Source organism: Geothrix rubra, assembly GCF_030268065.1.
GTDB lineage: Bacteria > Acidobacteriota > Holophagae > Holophagales > Holophagaceae > Geothrix > Geothrix rubra.
Window position 1 is genome coordinate 15,822 of the sequence record NZ_BSDD01000006.1, and the last position, 15,160, is coordinate 30,981.

The window sequence follows — 15,160 nt, forward strand, 5'->3', positions numbered from 1 at the left end:
TTGATCGCCCCAGATGGACGCCGATCATCGGGCTTGGAGATGCCATGCGCCTGTCCCCCCACGACCTCCAGATCCTCGACCTCGCCGCCATCAGCCCCGAGGGGAGGATCGGGTTCGGGCTCTCCGAGGAGGGGACCCTCCAGTTCCTGCCCGCCGGTCGCCCAGCCCCCGTGCCGGCGGGAGACGCGCTCCCCAGGCTGGACGACCTGGGCTACCTGCGTCGCGAAGTGAACCGCTCCTACGTCCTGACGCCCGAAGGCTGGGACGCCGTGAGGGAGGCGAGGCAGGGCCACTGAACCGGCCTGCCGGCGCGCCATCCGTGATTCCGATTCCCCTCGGAACATGAAGAAGGCCCGGCGGGTGCCGGGCCTCGTCTGGTAGTCCCAAGGGGAATCCCTCCGCGTCACCCCTGCACCTGCGCTTCCGGGGTGACGCTCCGGCCGCACGGCTGGCTGCGCACGGGCCTCCGCCTGCGGCGGACCCCGCCGGACAGCCCCCCGGGCTGCCCGGCGCTGGCCCTGCCTGCGCGCCATCCGTGATTCCGATCCCCCTCGGAACATGAAGAAGGCCCGGCAGGTGCCGGGCCTCGTCTGGTAGTCCCAAGGGGAATCGAACCCCTGTTTACGCCGTGAGAGGGCGTCGTCCTAACCGCTAGACGATGGGACCGCGAACCGAGTTTTGATTGGTTGGGGAGGAAGGACTCGAACCCTCACCTGACAGAACCAGAATCTGTTGTCCTACCATTAGACCACTCCCCAACGAGTGGAAGAATCAATGTAACAGGTACACGTCAAAAGACAAGGGGGGTTCCTCCCATGTAGGGTGGGGATCACTCGGCAGAGGGGCTTCCATGGCGGATCCAATCAAACTGGCCTACTTCATGGCGGTGAAGGAAGGGGCGAGCTATCTCGGCGGTCTGCTGGTGACGGACCCCTCGGGCATCCCCCTGGATTTCCGTTACACGGAGCCCATCACCCCCACGCGCCTGCAGAGCATCCTCTACGGGAAATCGCTGGAGCCGCACCTCAAGGAGGAGGTCATCCAGAAGACCCTCCTGAAGGAACTGAAGGCCGCGCCGGACCTCTTCATCCTCAGCGCCACCGAGCTGGCCGGCGGCTGGTCGGGGGATCCGCGGTTCCCCGCCCTGGCGGTGCAGAAGAGCCAGGAGCAGCCCCTGGCCAGGCCGGGGGACGCGTTCCGCGCGGGTCCGCGGGAGCTGTTGCTGCAGGTGGCCGAGGGGGCTGCGCCGTTGCGGGTGATCTTCGCGTCTTCGGTGGAGGCCGCCGCGCAGGAGCAGGCCGTGCAGAAACTGCTGGAGGCCGGCTACCACATGGACCTCACCGAGCCCCTGGAGCGGGTCGCGGCGGCGCTCCAGAGCCTCGTCGTGAAGGAAGGCTGATGCTGGGCAAGGTCCGGGATGCCGTGACCGACGCAGCGGAAACCCTGCGGCGGTTGTTCTCGGATCCCCCCGTCAGGGGCGTCCAGGCCGGACGGTTCGACGCCCAGGCCCGTGGCGGGGTGGCCCCTGCGGCGGCGGCGCGATCCGGCCTGGAGCCCCTGGCCGCCGCAGGCGCCGCCATGCCGCCCCTGGTCGAAGCCGCAAGGCTCCGGGAACTCGAACCTTTCCAGGCCCGTCTCCGTTCCGAGGAGGGCTGGGCCCGATGGGGGGCCGAGGCCACCGTGCTGAGGATGGCGCCGCTGGTCCCGGGGGTGGCGGACCGCGTGGCCGTGCCGCCGCTGCCGGCGCGGGCCGAGGTCCGTGGTCGGCACGATCCGCTGGCCCGGCCCGCCACGCGCCGGTCCGCGGAGCCGCTCCCCTCCCCGGCCTCCCGCCGGGTGGAGCCGGCCCTCGCCGGAGGGGGCTCCCGCCAGGGCCTGGAGGCCCTGCTCCAGCTCGCCGTGCCGGTGCAGGGGGAGGATATCCAGCGGCTGCCGAAGGGCCTCTGGATGCGCTACAGCCTCCAGATGGTGCGGGCCACGGGGGAGAACGTGCGGAACCTGGAAGTACTGGGGCTCTACCACCTGCCGCGGAAGGGGGTGGCGGACCTGCGGCACGACGCGCGGCGGGGACGTATCCTGGTGCGCCTGGAGTCGGAGGCCGTGAAGGCCCCCCGCGTTCCCTTCATCCTGGCCCGCCGGAAGGACGACGGCGCGCTGCTCAGCTGCTACCTGGAGGAACCGTGAATTCCAAGGGCGCCCGCAAGCCCACCGCCGCCTCCCTGCCGGCCACCTTCCCGGAGATGCCCACCGTGGTGCGGACGAAGGTCGAAGGCGAGGCGCCGTCGGAGGTCTCCGGCTGGGCGCTGGTGGCCTACGCGGGGGCCTCGCTGGGCCGGATCTTCCCCCTGGCCATGGGGGAGACCCTCATCGGCCGGGCGCCGAACGTGGCGGTGGCGCTCCTGGACAGCGAGGTCAGCCGCACCCATGCCCGCCTCCTGCTCGAGTCCGGGCCGGGGGGGACGCACCTCCACCTGGAGGACCTGGGATCCACCAACGGCACCCGTGTGAACGGGGAGACCCTGCATGGAACCGTCGAGCTGAAGTCCGGCGACCGGCTGGGCATCGGCACCCACGTCCTGAAGCTGGTGGCCATGGATCCCCTGGAACGGGCCTTCCACGAGACCCTGCTGGACCTCAGCACCAAGGATCCCCTCACGGGTCTCGCCAACCGGGGGAAGGCCCTCGCGGAATTCCAGAACCGCTTCGGCCTCAGCCTCCGGTACGACCGCCCGCTCTCGGTGGTGATGTGCGACCTCGACCATTTCAAGCGCATCAACGACACCTACGGCCACGGGGCGGGGGACTTCGTGCTCCAGGCCTTCGGGGAACGGGTGCGGGCCAACCTCCGGGAGGCGGACCTGGCGGGCCGCATCGGGGGCGAGGAGTTCCTGATGGTCCTGCCCGAGACCGACCTGGGAGGCGGGCGCCAGTTCGCCGAGCGCCTGCGGAAGGCGGTGGCGGCCCAGGCGGTGAACCTGCCCACGGGACCCCTCGAGGTGACCTGCAGCCTGGGCGTGGCCGAGCGGCTGGGGTCCGACATGGATCCCGGCCAGCTGCTGGCCCGGGTCGACGCCGCCCTCTACCTGGCCAAGACCGGGGGGCGGAACCGGGTCTGCGTCCACGCGCTTCTCGCCTAGGTCGAGGTAGACTCCAAGGGTCCATGCCCCTCGACCCGAACCTCTCCGAGACCACCGCCTGGGATCCGGCCACCCGCGCCGCGGGGGAGATCCCGTCCGAGCCGGGCGGCGGGGAGCGCGAGTGGGCCCTCATCCGCTACGTGGGCCATCCCCTGGGGGAGCTGGTGCCGCTGCCCGCGGCGGGGCTCACCATCGGACGCTCCCAGGAGAACCTGCTCTGGCTGGACGAACCCGAAGTGAGCCGGCGCCATGCCCGGCTCGACGTGGCCCCGGGGGGTGGGGCCGTGGAGCTCCGCGACCTGGGCTCCACCAACGGGCTCTTCGTGAATGGCCGCAAGGTGGAGGCCCTCCAAGGGCCGGCGGTCCTGGTCCATGGCGACGTGCTCCGCGTGGGCAGCCACGCCTTCAAGCTCAAGCGGCTCGATGCCCTGGAGCGCCGGTACCACGAGGCCGTCGTGGCGCAGACCACGGTGGATCCCCTCACGGGCGTCAACAACCGCGCCACGGTGCTGCACCAGCTGGAGAAGCACTGGGACCTGGCGCGCCGCCACCGCCGGCCCCTGTCCCTCATCCTCGCCGACCTGGACCACTTCAAGCGCATCAACGACACCTTCGGCCATGCCGCCGGGGACCAGGTGCTGCGCGTCTTCGGGGGCCTCCTGGCCGGCCGGCTGCGCGGCTCGGACCATGTGGGCCGGCTGGGCGGCGAGGAGTTCCTCATGGTGCTGCCCGAAACCACGGCGGCCATGGCCCTGAGCCTGGCGGAGGAGCTGCGCCGGAACCTGGAGCGGGAGCCGGTGGAGGTCCTGGGCCGTCCCCTGCTTCCCACCTGCAGCTTGGGCGTGGCGGAGCTGAAGCCGGGCGATCCGGACGGCGGGGCCCTGCTGGCGCGGGCCGACGCGGCGCTCTACCGGGCCAAGTCCGGGGGCCGGAACCGCAGCATCCTGGCCCCATGAACGCCCTCAGGCCCCCGGCGCAGATCGGCAGCGTCCGCCTCCGGGAGCCCCTGGGCGAGGGCGGCATGGCCCTGGTCTTCCGGGGTGAGGATCGCTTCCGCCCGGAGGTCCAGTCCGCCGTGAAGCTCCTCCGGCCTGAGGTCCATGCCGACGAGATGCTGGTCCGGCGCTTCCTGCGGGAGGGCGAGGTGCTCACCCGCCTTTCGCATCCGCACCTGGTGGAGGTCTACGCCTACGGCCGCAGCGGCGCCTGGCCCTACCTGGTCATGGAGCTGCTGCCGGGCGGCAGCGTGAAGGCCTGCCGGGGCGAGGCCCCGGCCCGGCTCGTCCGCCGCCTCGTGCCGACCTGCGGTGCCCTGCAGGTGGCCCATGCGGCGGGCGTGGTGCATCGGGACCTCAAGCCCTCCAACCTGCTCTTCGCCGCGGACGGACGGCTGAAGGTGACGGATTTCGGCGTCTGCTTCTGGGAGGGGGCCGAAGGCCGCACCCGGGCCACCCGCAGCCAGATGGTGGTGGGGACGCTGGGCTACATGGCCCCGGAGCAGCATGGCGATCCGCGCCGCGTGGATGGCCGCTGCGACGTGTACGCCCTGGGCGCCATCCTCTACGAATTCACCACAGGCCAGGCCTACGCCCAGGTCCAGCTGCCCCCGGCCGCGGCGCGACCGGGCTTCCCCCCGCGGCTGGCCGGGCTGATCCTGCGCTGCCTCCAGCCGGATCCCGCCCGGCGGACACCGGACATGGCCACGCTCGGACAGGAGCTGTCGGACTGGCTGGAGAGCGCCGAGGCCGCGGGCTGGGGCGAGGAGCCCCTTCCGGGCTATCGATTGGAGGACCGCGAGACCGCCACCGTCGCCGCGCCGCGCCGGGACGAGGGGCCGGAGGTCCGGCTGGCGCCCTACCTGGATGCCCTGGGCACCGGGCCCGTGGGCGTGCGCCGGGCCGCCGCGGAGGGGCTTCGGGCTGCCGCCCGGCCGGGCGACGGTCCCTGGCTCCTGGCGGCCCTCGGGGCCGCGCCGGAGGGCGCCCGCTTCGCCCTGGCCCTGGCCCTGGGGGACGTGGGCGAGGCCGGGGCCCTGGCGGCCCTGCTGGCCCTGCTGCCGGATCCCTTCGCCCAGCGGGAGGCCGCCGAGGCCGCCGCCGCCCTGGCCCTGCGGTCCGACCGCGCCGCCGAGGCCCTGGCCGCCCTGCGGGAGCCGGGACTGGGCGCCCCCTGGCGATGGGCGCCCCGGGCAACCCTGGGCGATGGGGCCTGGGTCGAGGCCCTCCGCGCCGCCTGGCCGGGCCTCAATGCCCCTTTGCGGCTGCAGGCCCTGGAAGCCGCCCGCCGCCTGCCGGAGGACCTCCGCGCGGCGGTCAAGGCCTTCACCCCCGGAGCCAGCGGCACGCTCCGGGCCCTCTGGGACGATCTCTGACGGAGCCCGACATGACGAACCCCATGCCCGCCTTCACCGCCCTCGCCGTCCGGGTCGAGGACCACATCGCCCAGGTCCACCTGGACCGCCCCGACAAGGCCAACGCCCTGAACGAGGCCCTGTGGCAGGAGCTGCGCACGGTCATGGCCTGGGCCGACGCCACACACGAGGTGCGGGTGGTGGTGCTGGCGGGGCACGGGAAGCACTTCTGCTCGGGCATCGACCTGGCCATGCTCATGGGCGTGCAGCAGGCCATCAAGGACGAGTGCCCGGGCCGCACCAACGAGAACCTCCGCCGCGCCATCCTCGACCTGCAGGACTGCCTCACCAGCCTGGAGCGCTGCCGCAAGCCCGTGCTGGCCGCCATCCACGGCGCCTGCGTGGGCGGCGGGCTGGATCTCGTGGCGGCGGCGGACCTGCGCTACTGCTCCGCGGAAGCCCACTTCTCCATCAAGGAGATCGAGCTCGGCATGGTGGCGGACGTGGGCACCCTCCAGCGGTTGCCGAAGCTGGTGGCGCCGGGCCTCGTGCGCGAATGGGCCTACACGGGCCGGAAGATCCTGGCCGAGGAGGCCCGGGCCTGCGGGCTGGTGAACCGCGTGTTCGACACGCCCGAAGCCCTGGCGGCCGGCGTGCTGGAGCTGGCGCGGACCATCGCGGCCCGCTCCCCCCTCTCCATCCGCGGCACCAAGGAGATGCTGAACCACGCCCGGGACCACAGCGTGGCCGACGGCCTGGCCCACATCGCCACCTGGAACGCCGCCATGCTGGTGTCCCAGGACATCCAGGCGGCGATGATGGCCAGCATGAGCCGACAGACGCCGGAATTCCGGGACTGAAGGGCGGGGGTCAGCGGGCCAGGAGGGACTGGAGCTCCGCCTTCAGGCGCTCGGCGGCCCGCACCTGGGCGGGTGTGGGGGCGACATCCGCCTGCTGGGTGAGCACGAGCAGGGTGCCCAGCTGGCCGTTGAGGGCCTTCAGCTTGTCCACGGGGATGAACCGGCCGGCCGTGCCCTGGGCCACCGCCCGGTGGCTCAGGGCCATGGCGGCCGCGAGGGTCCGGCCCAGGTCGTACTGCCGGGCCAGATCGGCGGCCGGGGTCGTGACGCGGGGATCCATGCGGACCAGGAGGGGCTGCTCGGAGACCTTCCCGTCCACCGTGAGGCGCACCCGGTAGTCGCCGGGGGGCACCAGGACCCCCTGGGGTTCCAGGGGCGTGTCCTCCGGCTCGGCGGCCATGGTGGGCTCGTGGCGGAAGGCGGGCGGGGCGGCCAGGCGCAGGTCCCACACGAAGCGGTGCATGCCGGCGGCGGCAGGCAGGGCCTGGGGCGGCCGGATCCAGAAGGACGGGACGTTCAGGGTCGTGGGATCGACGGCCTTGGGCCGGTCCTGGCTGTCGAAGGTGCGCAGGACCTCGCCCTGGGCGTCGAGGATCTCCAGCCGGACCTCCTTCGCGGGGGCCTTCAGCCAGAAGTCCAGCAGGGCGCCGTCCGGGGGGTTCTCGCCCGCGGGCTCCTCCGGCGGCAGGGGCGTGTCGGTGTTCAGGCTGGCGCGCCAGCGCAGGGCCGCCTGGGGCCGGAAGAGGTGGACCGGAGCGGCGGCCAGGTCCGGGGTCAGCTCGCGGAGGGGCGCCACGTCGTCGAGGATCCAGAAGGAGCGGCCGTGTGTGGCCACCACGAGGTCGTCGTCATGCACCACCAGATCGCGGATGGAGGTGGCGGGCAGGTTCCGCCGGAGGGACTGCCAGTGCTCCCCGGCGTCGAAGCTCACGTAGACCGACTGCTCGGTGCCGGCGTAGAGCAGGCCAGGCCGCACGGGATCCTCGCGCACGACGTTGACGGGCCCGTCGGCCGGCAGGCCGGCCACGACCTCCTGCCAGGTGGCCCCGCCGTCGCGGGTGCGCAGGAGGTGCGGGCGCAGGTCGTCCAGGCGGAGGGCGTTCACGGCCGCGTAGCAGGTGCTCGGGTCGAAGCGGGAGGCTTCCAGGCCTGCGATCTTGCTCCAGGGGGGCAGGCCCTTCGGCGTCACGTCCCGCCAGCTCTTGCCGCCGTCGCGGGTGACGTGGATGAGGCCGTCGTCCGTGCCGGCCCAGATCAGGTTCCCGTCCTTCGGCGAAGGCGCCAGGGCGTAGATGACCCCGCGCCGGCCGATCTTCGCCGCCGGCGTGCCCGCGTAGGTGCCCACGCAGGGGGGGGTGGGCAGGTCCGTGCGGGAGAGGTCCGGGCTGAGGACGTCCCAGGTCTGCCCGCCGTCGGTGGTCTTGAAGAGCACGTTGCCGGCCAGGTAGAGCGTATGCGGATCCACCGGCGAGAACATCAGGGGCATGGTGCGCAGGAAGCGCCAGCCGCCCTGGCGCAGCGGATCGGGGGAGACGTCCACGGTCTGCCCCGTGCGCCGGTCGAAGCGGGTGGCCTTGCCGCCGTAGATCAGGTCGGGGTGCAGGGGATCGGGCGCCACGTAGCCGTATTCCTCCACCCCCACGGGGTGCCAGTCGCGGAAGGTGATGGCGCCGCTGTCGCCGCGGCTGCGGATGCCCACGGACCCGCTCTCCTGCTGCCCGCCGTACACGCGGTAGGGGAACTGGCGGTCTGTGGCCACATGGTAGAACTGCGCCGTGGGCTGGTTGTACCAGCTGCTCCAGGTCTTCCCGCCATTCACCGTGAGCGTGGCGCCCTGGTCGGCGCCCAGGAGGATCTGCTGCGGGTCCTTCGGGTTGATCCAGATGCTGTGGTAGTCGTCCCCGCCGGGCGCGCCCTTGAGGGCCGTCCAGGTGCGTCCGCCGTCCGTGGAGCGGTAGGTGGAGGTGTTGGCGGCGTAGACCAGGTCCGGGTTCCGGGGGTCCACGCGGATCTCCGCGAAGTCGTCGCCCCGGCCGGAGACACGGCGTTCGGCGTTCACGCGGGTCCAGGTCCCGCCGCCGTCCTCGGAGCGGTAGGTGCCCCGGCCTTCCCGGGCCTCCACCTGGGCGTAGAGGCGGGAGGGCCGGCTGGGGGCCACGGCGAAGCCGATGCGGCCCAGGCCCTGGGCGGCGCCGGGCAGCCCCTTGCCGAGGGGGCGCCAGGTGGTGCCGCCGTCCGTGGACTTGTAGAGTCCGCTGCCGCCGCCGCTGAACTCGCCGTCCTCCCAGGGGGCCTGGCGGGCGGCCCAGAGGGCGGCGTACAGGGTGTTCGGGTTGGAGGGATCGAAGGCCAGGGCCACGGCGCCCGTGTCCGCGTCCTTGAAGAGGACCTTCTGGAAGGTGCGCCCGCCATCCAGGCTGCGGAACACGCCCCGCTCGGCGTTCGGGCCGTAGGGGTGGCCCAGCGCGGCCACGAAGAGGCGGTCGGGGTTCTTCGGGTCCACGAGGATCGCCGGGATCTGCTGGGCGTCCCGCAGGCCGAGGTGGGTCCAGGTCCGGCCGGCGTCCGTGGACTTGTAGATCCCGTTGCCCACGCTCAGGTCGGGGCGCTGGAGGCCCTCGCCGCTGCCGGCGTAGATCACGTCCGGGTTCGAGGGGGCCACGGCCAAGGCGCCGATGGAGCCCGTGGGCTGGCCGTCGAAGATGGGGGTCCAGGTCCGGCCGAAGTCCGTGCTCCTCCAGATGCCGCCGTTGTTGGGCGCCATGTAGAAGAGGCCCAGACGGTCCGGAACCCCCTCGGCGGCCACCGTACGCCCCCCCCGGAAGGGGCCGATGCAGCGCCAGCGCAGGCCCTGGAGCAGGGCGGGGTCGGCGGGCTGGGCCAGGGCCGGGGTCAGCAGCAGGGCGGCGAGCAGGGAGGGGCGGATCGGCACGGGGGCTCCGGGAGGGTCCTCCACCCTAGCCGGGGTCGGGGCCCGGATAAACCTCCTACGAAAACAGCCGTAGCCCCCCAAGGCTCTCTGACAACCAGGAGGATTCCATGTCCCTCAACCGGTCCCTGACCCGGCCGCTCGCGGCCCTCGCCCTTGCCCTGGCGCCCCTCGCGGCCCAGTCCGTGGTCATCCAACCCGCCAAGGCGGAGAAGGCCACGGAGACCCGCACGGTCCCGTTGGCCGCCGGCAGCACCCTCCGGGTGCACAACCTCAACGGCCATATCCGGGTGGAGGCCTGGGATCGGGCCGAGGTGCAGTTCACCGGCGAGTTCAAGCCCAGCAGCGAAGGCGAGCAGGTGAAGGTGGTCCTGGAACCCGCCTCCGGCGGATTGGACATCCGGGGCGAATATCCCAAGCACGACGGCTGGGGCTCCTACCGCGGGCCCCAGTGCCAGATGACCCTCAAGGTGCCCCGGGAGGTCCGTCCCACCCTGGACACCGTCAACGGCGAGATCAGCCTCACGGGCACCCGCGGGGAGGCCGCCCTCACCACCGTGAACGGGGCGGTCCGTGCCTCTGGCCTGGACGCGGCCCTCAAGGCGAAGACGGTGAACGGGACCGTCACGCTGGACCAGGTATCCGGGCCCCTGGACCTGGGGACGGTGAATGGCGCGATCAAGGGCTCGGGCCTGGACGGGAAGGGCGGGGGCATCAAGGCCGAGGCGGTGAACGGGGCCATCCACCTGCAGCTCGCGGGCCTCAAGGGGCGGCTGAAGGCCTCCACCATGAACGGGGACATCTCCTTCAGCGCCAAGGGCGCGGAGCAGGTGGAGATCAAGAAGCACCGGGTCAGTGCGGTCTTCCCCGGGTCGGACCAGGTCATCGAGGTGAGCACCGTGAACGGGGGCATCCGCCTGGACTAGACGGACGCCGTGACAATTGTCGGGGGCCGGCGATGCCGGCCCCCGTTGCGTTTGAGGCGGATCCGGACCCCCGCGGCTGTGACAAACATCAATTTAGGATTGACTGGTCCTAATACTATTCCATCCTTTCCTGGCACGAGGCTGGAGCCTCGGCTGCCCCCCCGGATGCCCCATGAGCGGAACGCGCCCCATCGTCCTGTTGAGTGTGCTGGCCAGCGTGCTGGTGGGGGTCTTCGTCGGCTCGGGGAGCTACACCTTCGTCTCGGCCCACGGCACGGCCTATCTCTCCAACGATCCGAAGGCCTGCGTGAACTGCCATGTCATGCGCGAGGAGTATGACGGCTGGCAGAAGGGCCCCCACCACGCCGTGGCCGTGTGCAACGACTGCCACCTGCCGCACGACAACGTCGTCCACAAGCTCTTCGTGAAGGCCAGCAACGGCTACCACCACTCGAAGGCCTTCACGGCCCAGGATTTCCAGGAGCCCATCCGCATCAAGCCGGGCAACGCCGCGGTCCTGGAGGCCAACTGCATCCGCTGCCATGGCGAGCTGGTGGACGAGATCACCGCCCACGGGACCCTGGGCATGCCCACGGATCCGACCCGGAAGGCGGATCTCTACGGCTGCGTCCAGTGCCACCAGGATGTGGGCCACGGGCCCACCCGCTGATTCCCGATTCCCCTGAAGTTCCGATCCCACGCCGGAGGAGGTCCCCGATGACCGACAACCCCACCCCCTTCTTCTCCCGTCCGCCCGTGCGGCTGGGCCTGGTCGCCGCGGGCGCGGCCGTGGCCACCGTGCTCGTGATGGCGCTCTACGCCAACATCGCCGCCCGCAAGGCGGAGGCACGCCAGACCAGCTTCCGGGTGGTGGACCTCGACGAGAAGACCGTCGACCCGGCCGTCTGGGGCAAGAACTTCCCCCGCCAGTACGACGGCTACCTGAAGACCGCCGAGAAGTACAGCACCAAGTACGGCGGCGCCGGCAGCGAGGCCTTCCCCGAGAGCAAGCTGAAGGAGGATCCGCGCCTGCCGGTGATCTTCGACGGCTATGCCTTCGCCATCGACTACAACAAGCGCCGCGGCCACGCCTACATGCTCAACGACCAGAACATGAGCAAGCGCGTGACCGAGCGGCCCCAGCCCGGCTCCTGCCTCCACTGCCACACCTCCAACACGGTGCTCTACCGCCAGGAGGGCCTCAAGTTGGGGGCGCCCGGCACCCTCGACGAGCCCTTCACCAGCGAAGACGGCCAGGCGCAGCTCATGAAGGGCTTCGAGGCCGTCTGCAAGCTGCCCTACGCCGAGGCCGCCAAGCTGGCCAAGCACCCCATGGCCTGCATCGACTGCCACGACCCGAAGACCATGCAGCTGCGGGTGACCAAACCCGGGTTCATCCGCGGCATCGCCGCCCTGGCCCAGAGCGCGGAACCCGTGCCGCACCTGCCCTCCATCGAGACCTGGCGCAAGGGCGACCGCAAGGCCGCCTACGACCCGAACGCCCTGGCCTCCCGCCAGGAGATGCGGTCCATGGTCTGCGGCCAGTGCCACGTGGAGTACTACTGCGGTCCCAAGACCACCCTCTTCTTCCCTTGGAACAACGGCCTGAAGGTGGAGCAGGAGGAGGCGACCTATGACAGCACCAAGTTCCCCGACGGCCACCGCTTCTTCGACTGGAAGCACCCCCGCACCGGCGCCGAGGTGCTGAAGGCCCAGCATCCGGAGTTCGAGATGTGGAGCCAGGGCATCCACGCCCGCTCCGGCGTCTCCTGCGCGGACTGCCACATGCCCTACGAGCGCGAGGGCGCCATCAAGATCAGCAACCACCAGGTGCGCAGCCCCCTCCTCGACGTCAGCCGCTCCTGCCAGACCTGCCACCGCTTCCCCGAGGCCGAGCTGAAGGCCCGCGTCGAGGCCATCCAGGACCGCACGAAGGCCCTGCTTGATCGCGGGGAGGATGCCGTGGTGGCCCTCATCAACGACATCCAGAAGGCCAAGCAGGGCGGCCTGGACGAGGCGAAGCTGCAGCCCGTGCTGGAACTCCAGCGCAAGGCCCAGTGGCGGGTGGACTACATCAACGCCGAGAACTCCATGGGCTTCCATGCCCCCCAGGAGGCGGCCCGCATCCTGGGCGAGGCCATCGACTTCGCCCGCCAGGGCCAGCTCGCCCTGCGGGACCTGCAGGAAGGCAAGGTGGCCGGGAAGTAGGCCGCTTCGAACGGGCGGGGAGGGGCGGCTTCGGCCGCCCCTTCGCCTGTCGCGGGAAAGGCTTGACGGATCCGGCCCGATTCCCGAGCCTGGAGCCCGAATCCACCCATCCTGGAGGCCCCTGTGGAGAAGCTCCCCCTCGCTCCGGCCCTGCTTCGCCTCATCTCGGAAGGCCGCTTCTTCAAAGTCGTCTTCGCCTGGCTGCTGCGCCTGGGGGCCCTGGGCGCCGTGCTGGCGGGCGTCTGGCTCTCCATCGGCCTCTGGAAGGATGGCGGGTCCACCACCCAGGCGGTCTTCGCCCAGCTGGTGTTCCAGATCGCCCTGGCGGCGGCCTTCTACCTGGCGGCCCACCTGGCCTGGCTGCGGGCCCAGGACGTGGCGGCCATGCCGCAGGTGGGCGGCGACGTCATCCTGCCCCTGGCCCGGCTCATCATGCGCCTGGGCGGGGAGATCTATGCGAGCCTCCTGGCGGTGCTGAGCGCCGGCGGGGCCTTCCTGATCTGGATCAGCGCCGGGGACGCCCAGAGCGGACTGGCGGGACTGGGCCCCCTGCTTCCTCTGGCCAGCGGCGAGCCCTTCCCGGCCGGCCTCAGCCTCCTGGCCGCAGGCCTCGCCTCCGCGGCCCTCGGCCTCCTGGGCGCCTACACGGCTTCCGAGGTCCTGGCGCTCCTCTGCGCCATCGAGCGCAACACCCGGGCAGGCGCCTAGGCGACCTTTGGGGTGTTAAATGATGTTAAGTCTTGGGGGCCGTTGCAGGCCTGTGACAATCGGCCTCCGTTCGGATCCAGGGTTTGGGAGGAGCCCCCTCCCATGACCCGATACAGCCTGGTTTTCCTGGATCCATCGACCGGCCGGCTGACCGAACTGCCCTGGCGTTTCGAGCGCCGGGAAGAGGCCGCCTCCAAGGCCGCCGAGCTGGCCCGGGCCCATCCGGACCGGTCCTACGCCGTGAGGATCCTCCCCGCCGCCTGAGCGGATCGGGGCGCTACCGGTACCGCGCGGCCATGTCCTTGAGGGTGGCGGCGAGGTGGCCGCGCAGCGCCTTCGGCTCGAGCACCTCGGCCTCGGCGCCGAACTGCAGGATGATCCGGGTGGGTCCGTTCAGCTCCGTGGCCAGGAAGCTCAAGATCACGCCGCCCTTGTCCTTCAGCACCTCCACCGAGGGCAGGGCGGGGGGGGCGTCCTGGAGGGCCCGGGGCCAGTGGGTGCCGCCCACCCGCACCCGGATGCGGAAGGGGGCCCCGGGGCTGAACCAGCCGCCGATCTGGTAGTCCCGGGCCTGCTCCAGGGGCCCCTTGTCGGTGACCAGGCCCCGCTTCGGCAGGGCCTTCGCCCCCAGGATGCGGGCCAGGCGGAAGTGCCGGGGTTCCTGCTTGGCGGGATCCCAGGCCAGGAGGAAGGCGCCGCCCGAGAAGACATCGTGGGTGAGGGTGAAGGGCACCACGGTGCGCGTGGTCGTTCGGCCCGAGGCGGCCTGGTACGCCAGCTCCAGCTCCCGAGGGCCCTCCGGATGGCCGAGGGCCAGCAGCACCTGGGTGAGCATCCGCGTGTCCAGGGCCTGCTGGTCGTCGGCGCCGCCGCGCACGCAGACGTGGGTCTGCAGCGCCCGGAAGAGGTCCCGGTCCCGGTTGCTGAGGTGGCTGTCGGCCAGGGCCCGCAGGCTCTCCAGCTGGTCGAACCACAGCTCGGTGGCGGTGCCCTCCAGGGTCATGAGGGCCACTTCCAGCGCCATGCGGGCGTGGGGGGTGATCTTGCTGTCCCAGTCCGGGGCCTTCTCCAGGGTGAAGTGGATGAGGGCCGGACGGCCGCTGCGGGCCTTGCCGAAGCGGGCGCCCTGGTCCTCCAGGAGGGCGATGGCGCGGTCCACCGTGCGCAGGGCGGTACCGCCCAGGACGCGGGCCAGGCCCTCCTTGGTGATGCCGCGCTCGCCGGCGTCGCGCACGGCCTCCAGCACGGCCTGGAGCCGCTCGGGCTTCACCAGGCCGCCGCCGTCGGGCCGGGGGGATTCGAGCATCCTGCGGGACGACCTGCGGACCATGGCGACCTCCCGGCCCCATCATTCGCCAGGCACTGTCCAATGGGAAGGGGGAATCGGGATCAGTCCCAGAAGCCGCGGAAGGGGACAGGGTCCCATTCAGGTGGGGGCGCCTCCCGGCCGCCCAGGAGGCGCCGCCAGCCGCTGGGCCGGGAGGCTTCCTCCCGGCCCAGCATCGCGTGGCTTCCCCCGAAGAGGGCGCTCCACAGGGCGGCGCGGACCTCGGTCCCGCCGAGGCGGTCCAGGGGCAGGCGAACGGCGGTCTCGTGGTCCCAGCCCAGGCGCCGGTTCAGGCGCTCGAGGCGGAAGAGCACCGCGCCCTGATCCAGGCCGCCATGGAAGGGGGTCGTCCCGATCACCACCTGTTCCCGCCCGTGGTAGGGGCCTCGGCCCGCCTCGGCGTTGAACAGGGGGCCGCCGAGCGCCGCCGCGGGCACCCGCGCCCCCGTGGCCTCCCAGGCCAGGCCCGAGGTGGCGGCGGCGAGCTCGGCGATCCAGTCCCAGGGGGTGCCGGTGTCCGAGAACTGGACGGCAGGCGGTTCCCCGTCGCCCAGGAGTCCGAGCGCCACGCCTTCCACCCGGTTCCGCAGCTGGGCGTAGGTGAGCGTGCCCCAGTCCGGGGCCGTGAGGGCCGGCCGCTCCTGGAGGCGGGCGGCGCGCTGGATGAGGAGCTCGCGGAGGGTGGAGGCCATGGCCGGCCAGTATCGCAAGACGA

General features: G+C 72.0%; 15 protein-coding genes and 2 tRNA genes. 12 read left to right on the top strand and 5 right to left on the bottom strand.

Features of this window, described 5'->3' with window-relative positions:
* Positions 1–44 precede the first annotated feature (44 nt).
* Positions 45–296, top strand: a complete 252-nt coding sequence (locus QSJ33_RS14060) for a hypothetical protein (RefSeq protein WP_285727280.1) — start codon at positions 45–47, stop codon at positions 294–296.
* A gap of 295 nt (positions 297–591) precedes the next feature.
* Here QSJ33_RS14060 and QSJ33_RS14065 read toward each other — a convergent pair.
* A tRNA-Glu gene (locus tag QSJ33_RS14065) sits at positions 592–666 on the bottom strand.
* Positions 667–683: 17 nt separating this feature from the next.
* Positions 684–758 (bottom strand) — tRNA-Gln (locus QSJ33_RS14070).
* Between the two features lie 92 nt (positions 759–850).
* Between QSJ33_RS14070 and QSJ33_RS14075 the strand changes: the two genes are divergently transcribed.
* The 6 genes from QSJ33_RS14075 to QSJ33_RS14100 are packed head-to-tail and all read left to right on the top strand — an operon-like array spanning position 851 to position 6,347.
* Entirely contained in the window at positions 851–1,399 is a 549-nt protein-coding gene (locus QSJ33_RS14075; protein WP_285727282.1) for a hypothetical protein, read from the top strand.
* Positions 1,399–2,184, top strand: coding sequence for a hypothetical protein (locus QSJ33_RS14080; RefSeq protein ID WP_285727284.1), 786 nt, complete (start codon positions 1,399–1,401; stop codon positions 2,182–2,184). The genes QSJ33_RS14075 and QSJ33_RS14080 overlap by 1 nt, the downstream gene beginning before the upstream one ends.
* On the top strand, positions 2,181–3,137 hold the full coding sequence (locus QSJ33_RS14085) for a GGDEF domain-containing protein (RefSeq protein ID WP_285727286.1): 957 nt from the start codon (positions 2,181–2,183) through the stop codon (positions 3,135–3,137). Before QSJ33_RS14080 ends, QSJ33_RS14085 begins: the two co-directional genes overlap by 4 nt.
* A gap of 23 nt (positions 3,138–3,160) precedes the next feature.
* Positions 3,161–4,093, top strand: a complete 933-nt coding sequence (locus QSJ33_RS14090) for a GGDEF domain-containing protein (protein WP_285727288.1) — start codon at positions 3,161–3,163, stop codon at positions 4,091–4,093.
* Entirely contained in the window at positions 4,090–5,508 is a 1,419-nt protein-coding gene (locus QSJ33_RS14095; protein WP_285727289.1) for a serine/threonine-protein kinase, read from the top strand. The genes QSJ33_RS14090 and QSJ33_RS14095 overlap by 4 nt, the downstream gene beginning before the upstream one ends.
* 11 nt (positions 5,509–5,519) lie before the next feature.
* Positions 5,520–6,347, top strand: coding sequence for a crotonase/enoyl-CoA hydratase family protein (locus tag QSJ33_RS14100; RefSeq protein WP_285727291.1), 828 nt, complete (start codon positions 5,520–5,522; stop codon positions 6,345–6,347).
* Positions 6,348–6,357: 10 nt separating this feature from the next.
* Here QSJ33_RS14100 and QSJ33_RS14105 read toward each other — a convergent pair whose 3' ends face one another.
* Positions 6,358–9,279 carry a VPS10 domain-containing protein gene (locus QSJ33_RS14105; protein ID WP_285727293.1) on the bottom strand — a complete coding sequence of 974 codons (2,922 nt, stop codon included), beginning with the start codon at positions 9,277–9,279 and terminating at the stop codon, positions 6,358–6,360.
* Positions 9,280–9,386: 107 nt separating this feature from the next.
* On the opposite strand from QSJ33_RS14105, the gene QSJ33_RS14110 reads away from it, so the two are divergent.
* From QSJ33_RS14110 to QSJ33_RS14130, 5 genes are all read left to right on the top strand, one after another.
* On the top strand, positions 9,387–10,202 hold the full coding sequence (locus QSJ33_RS14110; protein WP_285727295.1) for a DUF4097 family beta strand repeat-containing protein: 816 nt from the start codon (positions 9,387–9,389) through the stop codon (positions 10,200–10,202).
* A gap of 172 nt (positions 10,203–10,374) precedes the next feature.
* On the top strand, positions 10,375–10,872 hold the full coding sequence (nrfH, locus tag QSJ33_RS14115; protein WP_285727297.1) for a cytochrome c nitrite reductase small subunit: 498 nt from the start codon (positions 10,375–10,377) through the stop codon (positions 10,870–10,872).
* A 47-nt stretch (positions 10,873–10,919) separates the two neighbouring features.
* On the top strand, positions 10,920–12,410 hold the full coding sequence (locus QSJ33_RS14120; protein WP_285727299.1) for an ammonia-forming cytochrome c nitrite reductase subunit c552: 1,491 nt from the start codon (positions 10,920–10,922) through the stop codon (positions 12,408–12,410).
* Positions 12,411–12,533: 123 nt separating this feature from the next.
* Positions 12,534–13,118 (top strand): hypothetical protein, encoded by a 585-nt coding sequence (locus QSJ33_RS14125; RefSeq protein ID WP_285727301.1) that lies wholly within the window; start codon positions 12,534–12,536, stop codon positions 13,116–13,118.
* A 102-nt stretch (positions 13,119–13,220) separates the two neighbouring features.
* The gene (locus QSJ33_RS14130) at positions 13,221–13,382 is read left to right on the top strand and encodes a hypothetical protein (protein ID WP_285727303.1); all 162 of its coding nucleotides are present in this window, start codon (positions 13,221–13,223) and stop codon (positions 13,380–13,382) included.
* 13 nt (positions 13,383–13,395) lie between these two features.
* Here QSJ33_RS14130 and QSJ33_RS14135 read toward each other — a convergent pair whose 3' ends face one another.
* Both QSJ33_RS14135 and QSJ33_RS14140 read right to left on the bottom strand, forming a co-directional pair.
* Positions 13,396–14,448 (bottom strand): helix-turn-helix transcriptional regulator, encoded by a 1,053-nt coding sequence (locus tag QSJ33_RS14135; protein ID WP_285727305.1) that lies wholly within the window; start codon positions 14,446–14,448, stop codon positions 13,396–13,398.
* A gap of 59 nt (positions 14,449–14,507) precedes the next feature.
* On the bottom strand, positions 14,508–15,137 hold the full coding sequence (locus tag QSJ33_RS14140) for a hypothetical protein (protein WP_285727307.1): 630 nt from the start codon (positions 15,135–15,137) through the stop codon (positions 14,508–14,510).
* Positions 15,138–15,160 lie beyond the last annotated feature (23 nt).

What these genes read in the sequence shown, in the direction of transcription:
- QSJ33_RS14130 (WP_285727303.1), top strand. Translation starts at nt 13,221, where the DNA reads ATGACCCGATACAGCCTGGTTTTCCTGGATCCATCGACCGGCCGGCTG.
- QSJ33_RS14100 (WP_285727291.1), top strand. Translation starts at nt 5,520, where the DNA reads ATGACGAACCCCATGCCCGCCTTCACCGCCCTCGCCGTCCGGGTCGAG.
- QSJ33_RS14090 (WP_285727288.1), top strand. Translation starts at nt 3,161, where the DNA reads ATGCCCCTCGACCCGAACCTCTCCGAGACCACCGCCTGGGATCCGGCC.
- QSJ33_RS14080 (WP_285727284.1), top strand. Translation starts at nt 1,399, where the DNA reads ATGCTGGGCAAGGTCCGGGATGCCGTGACCGACGCAGCGGAAACCCTG.
- QSJ33_RS14095 (WP_285727289.1), top strand. Translation starts at nt 4,090, where the DNA reads ATGAACGCCCTCAGGCCCCCGGCGCAGATCGGCAGCGTCCGCCTCCGG.
- QSJ33_RS14060 (WP_285727280.1), top strand. Translation starts at nt 45, where the DNA reads ATGCGCCTGTCCCCCCACGACCTCCAGATCCTCGACCTCGCCGCCATC.
- QSJ33_RS14110 (WP_285727295.1), top strand. Translation starts at nt 9,387, where the DNA reads ATGTCCCTCAACCGGTCCCTGACCCGGCCGCTCGCGGCCCTCGCCCTT.
- QSJ33_RS14120 (WP_285727299.1), top strand. Translation starts at nt 10,920, where the DNA reads ATGACCGACAACCCCACCCCCTTCTTCTCCCGTCCGCCCGTGCGGCTG.
- QSJ33_RS14075 (WP_285727282.1), top strand. Translation starts at nt 851, where the DNA reads ATGGCGGATCCAATCAAACTGGCCTACTTCATGGCGGTGAAGGAAGGG.
- QSJ33_RS14135 (WP_285727305.1), bottom strand. Translation starts at nt 14,448, where the DNA reads ATGGTCCGCAGGTCGTCCCGCAGGATGCTCGAATCCCCCCGGCCCGAC.
- QSJ33_RS14140 (WP_285727307.1), bottom strand. Translation starts at nt 15,137, where the DNA reads ATGGCCTCCACCCTCCGCGAGCTCCTCATCCAGCGCGCCGCCCGCCTC.
- nrfH (WP_285727297.1), top strand. Translation starts at nt 10,375, where the DNA reads ATGAGCGGAACGCGCCCCATCGTCCTGTTGAGTGTGCTGGCCAGCGTG.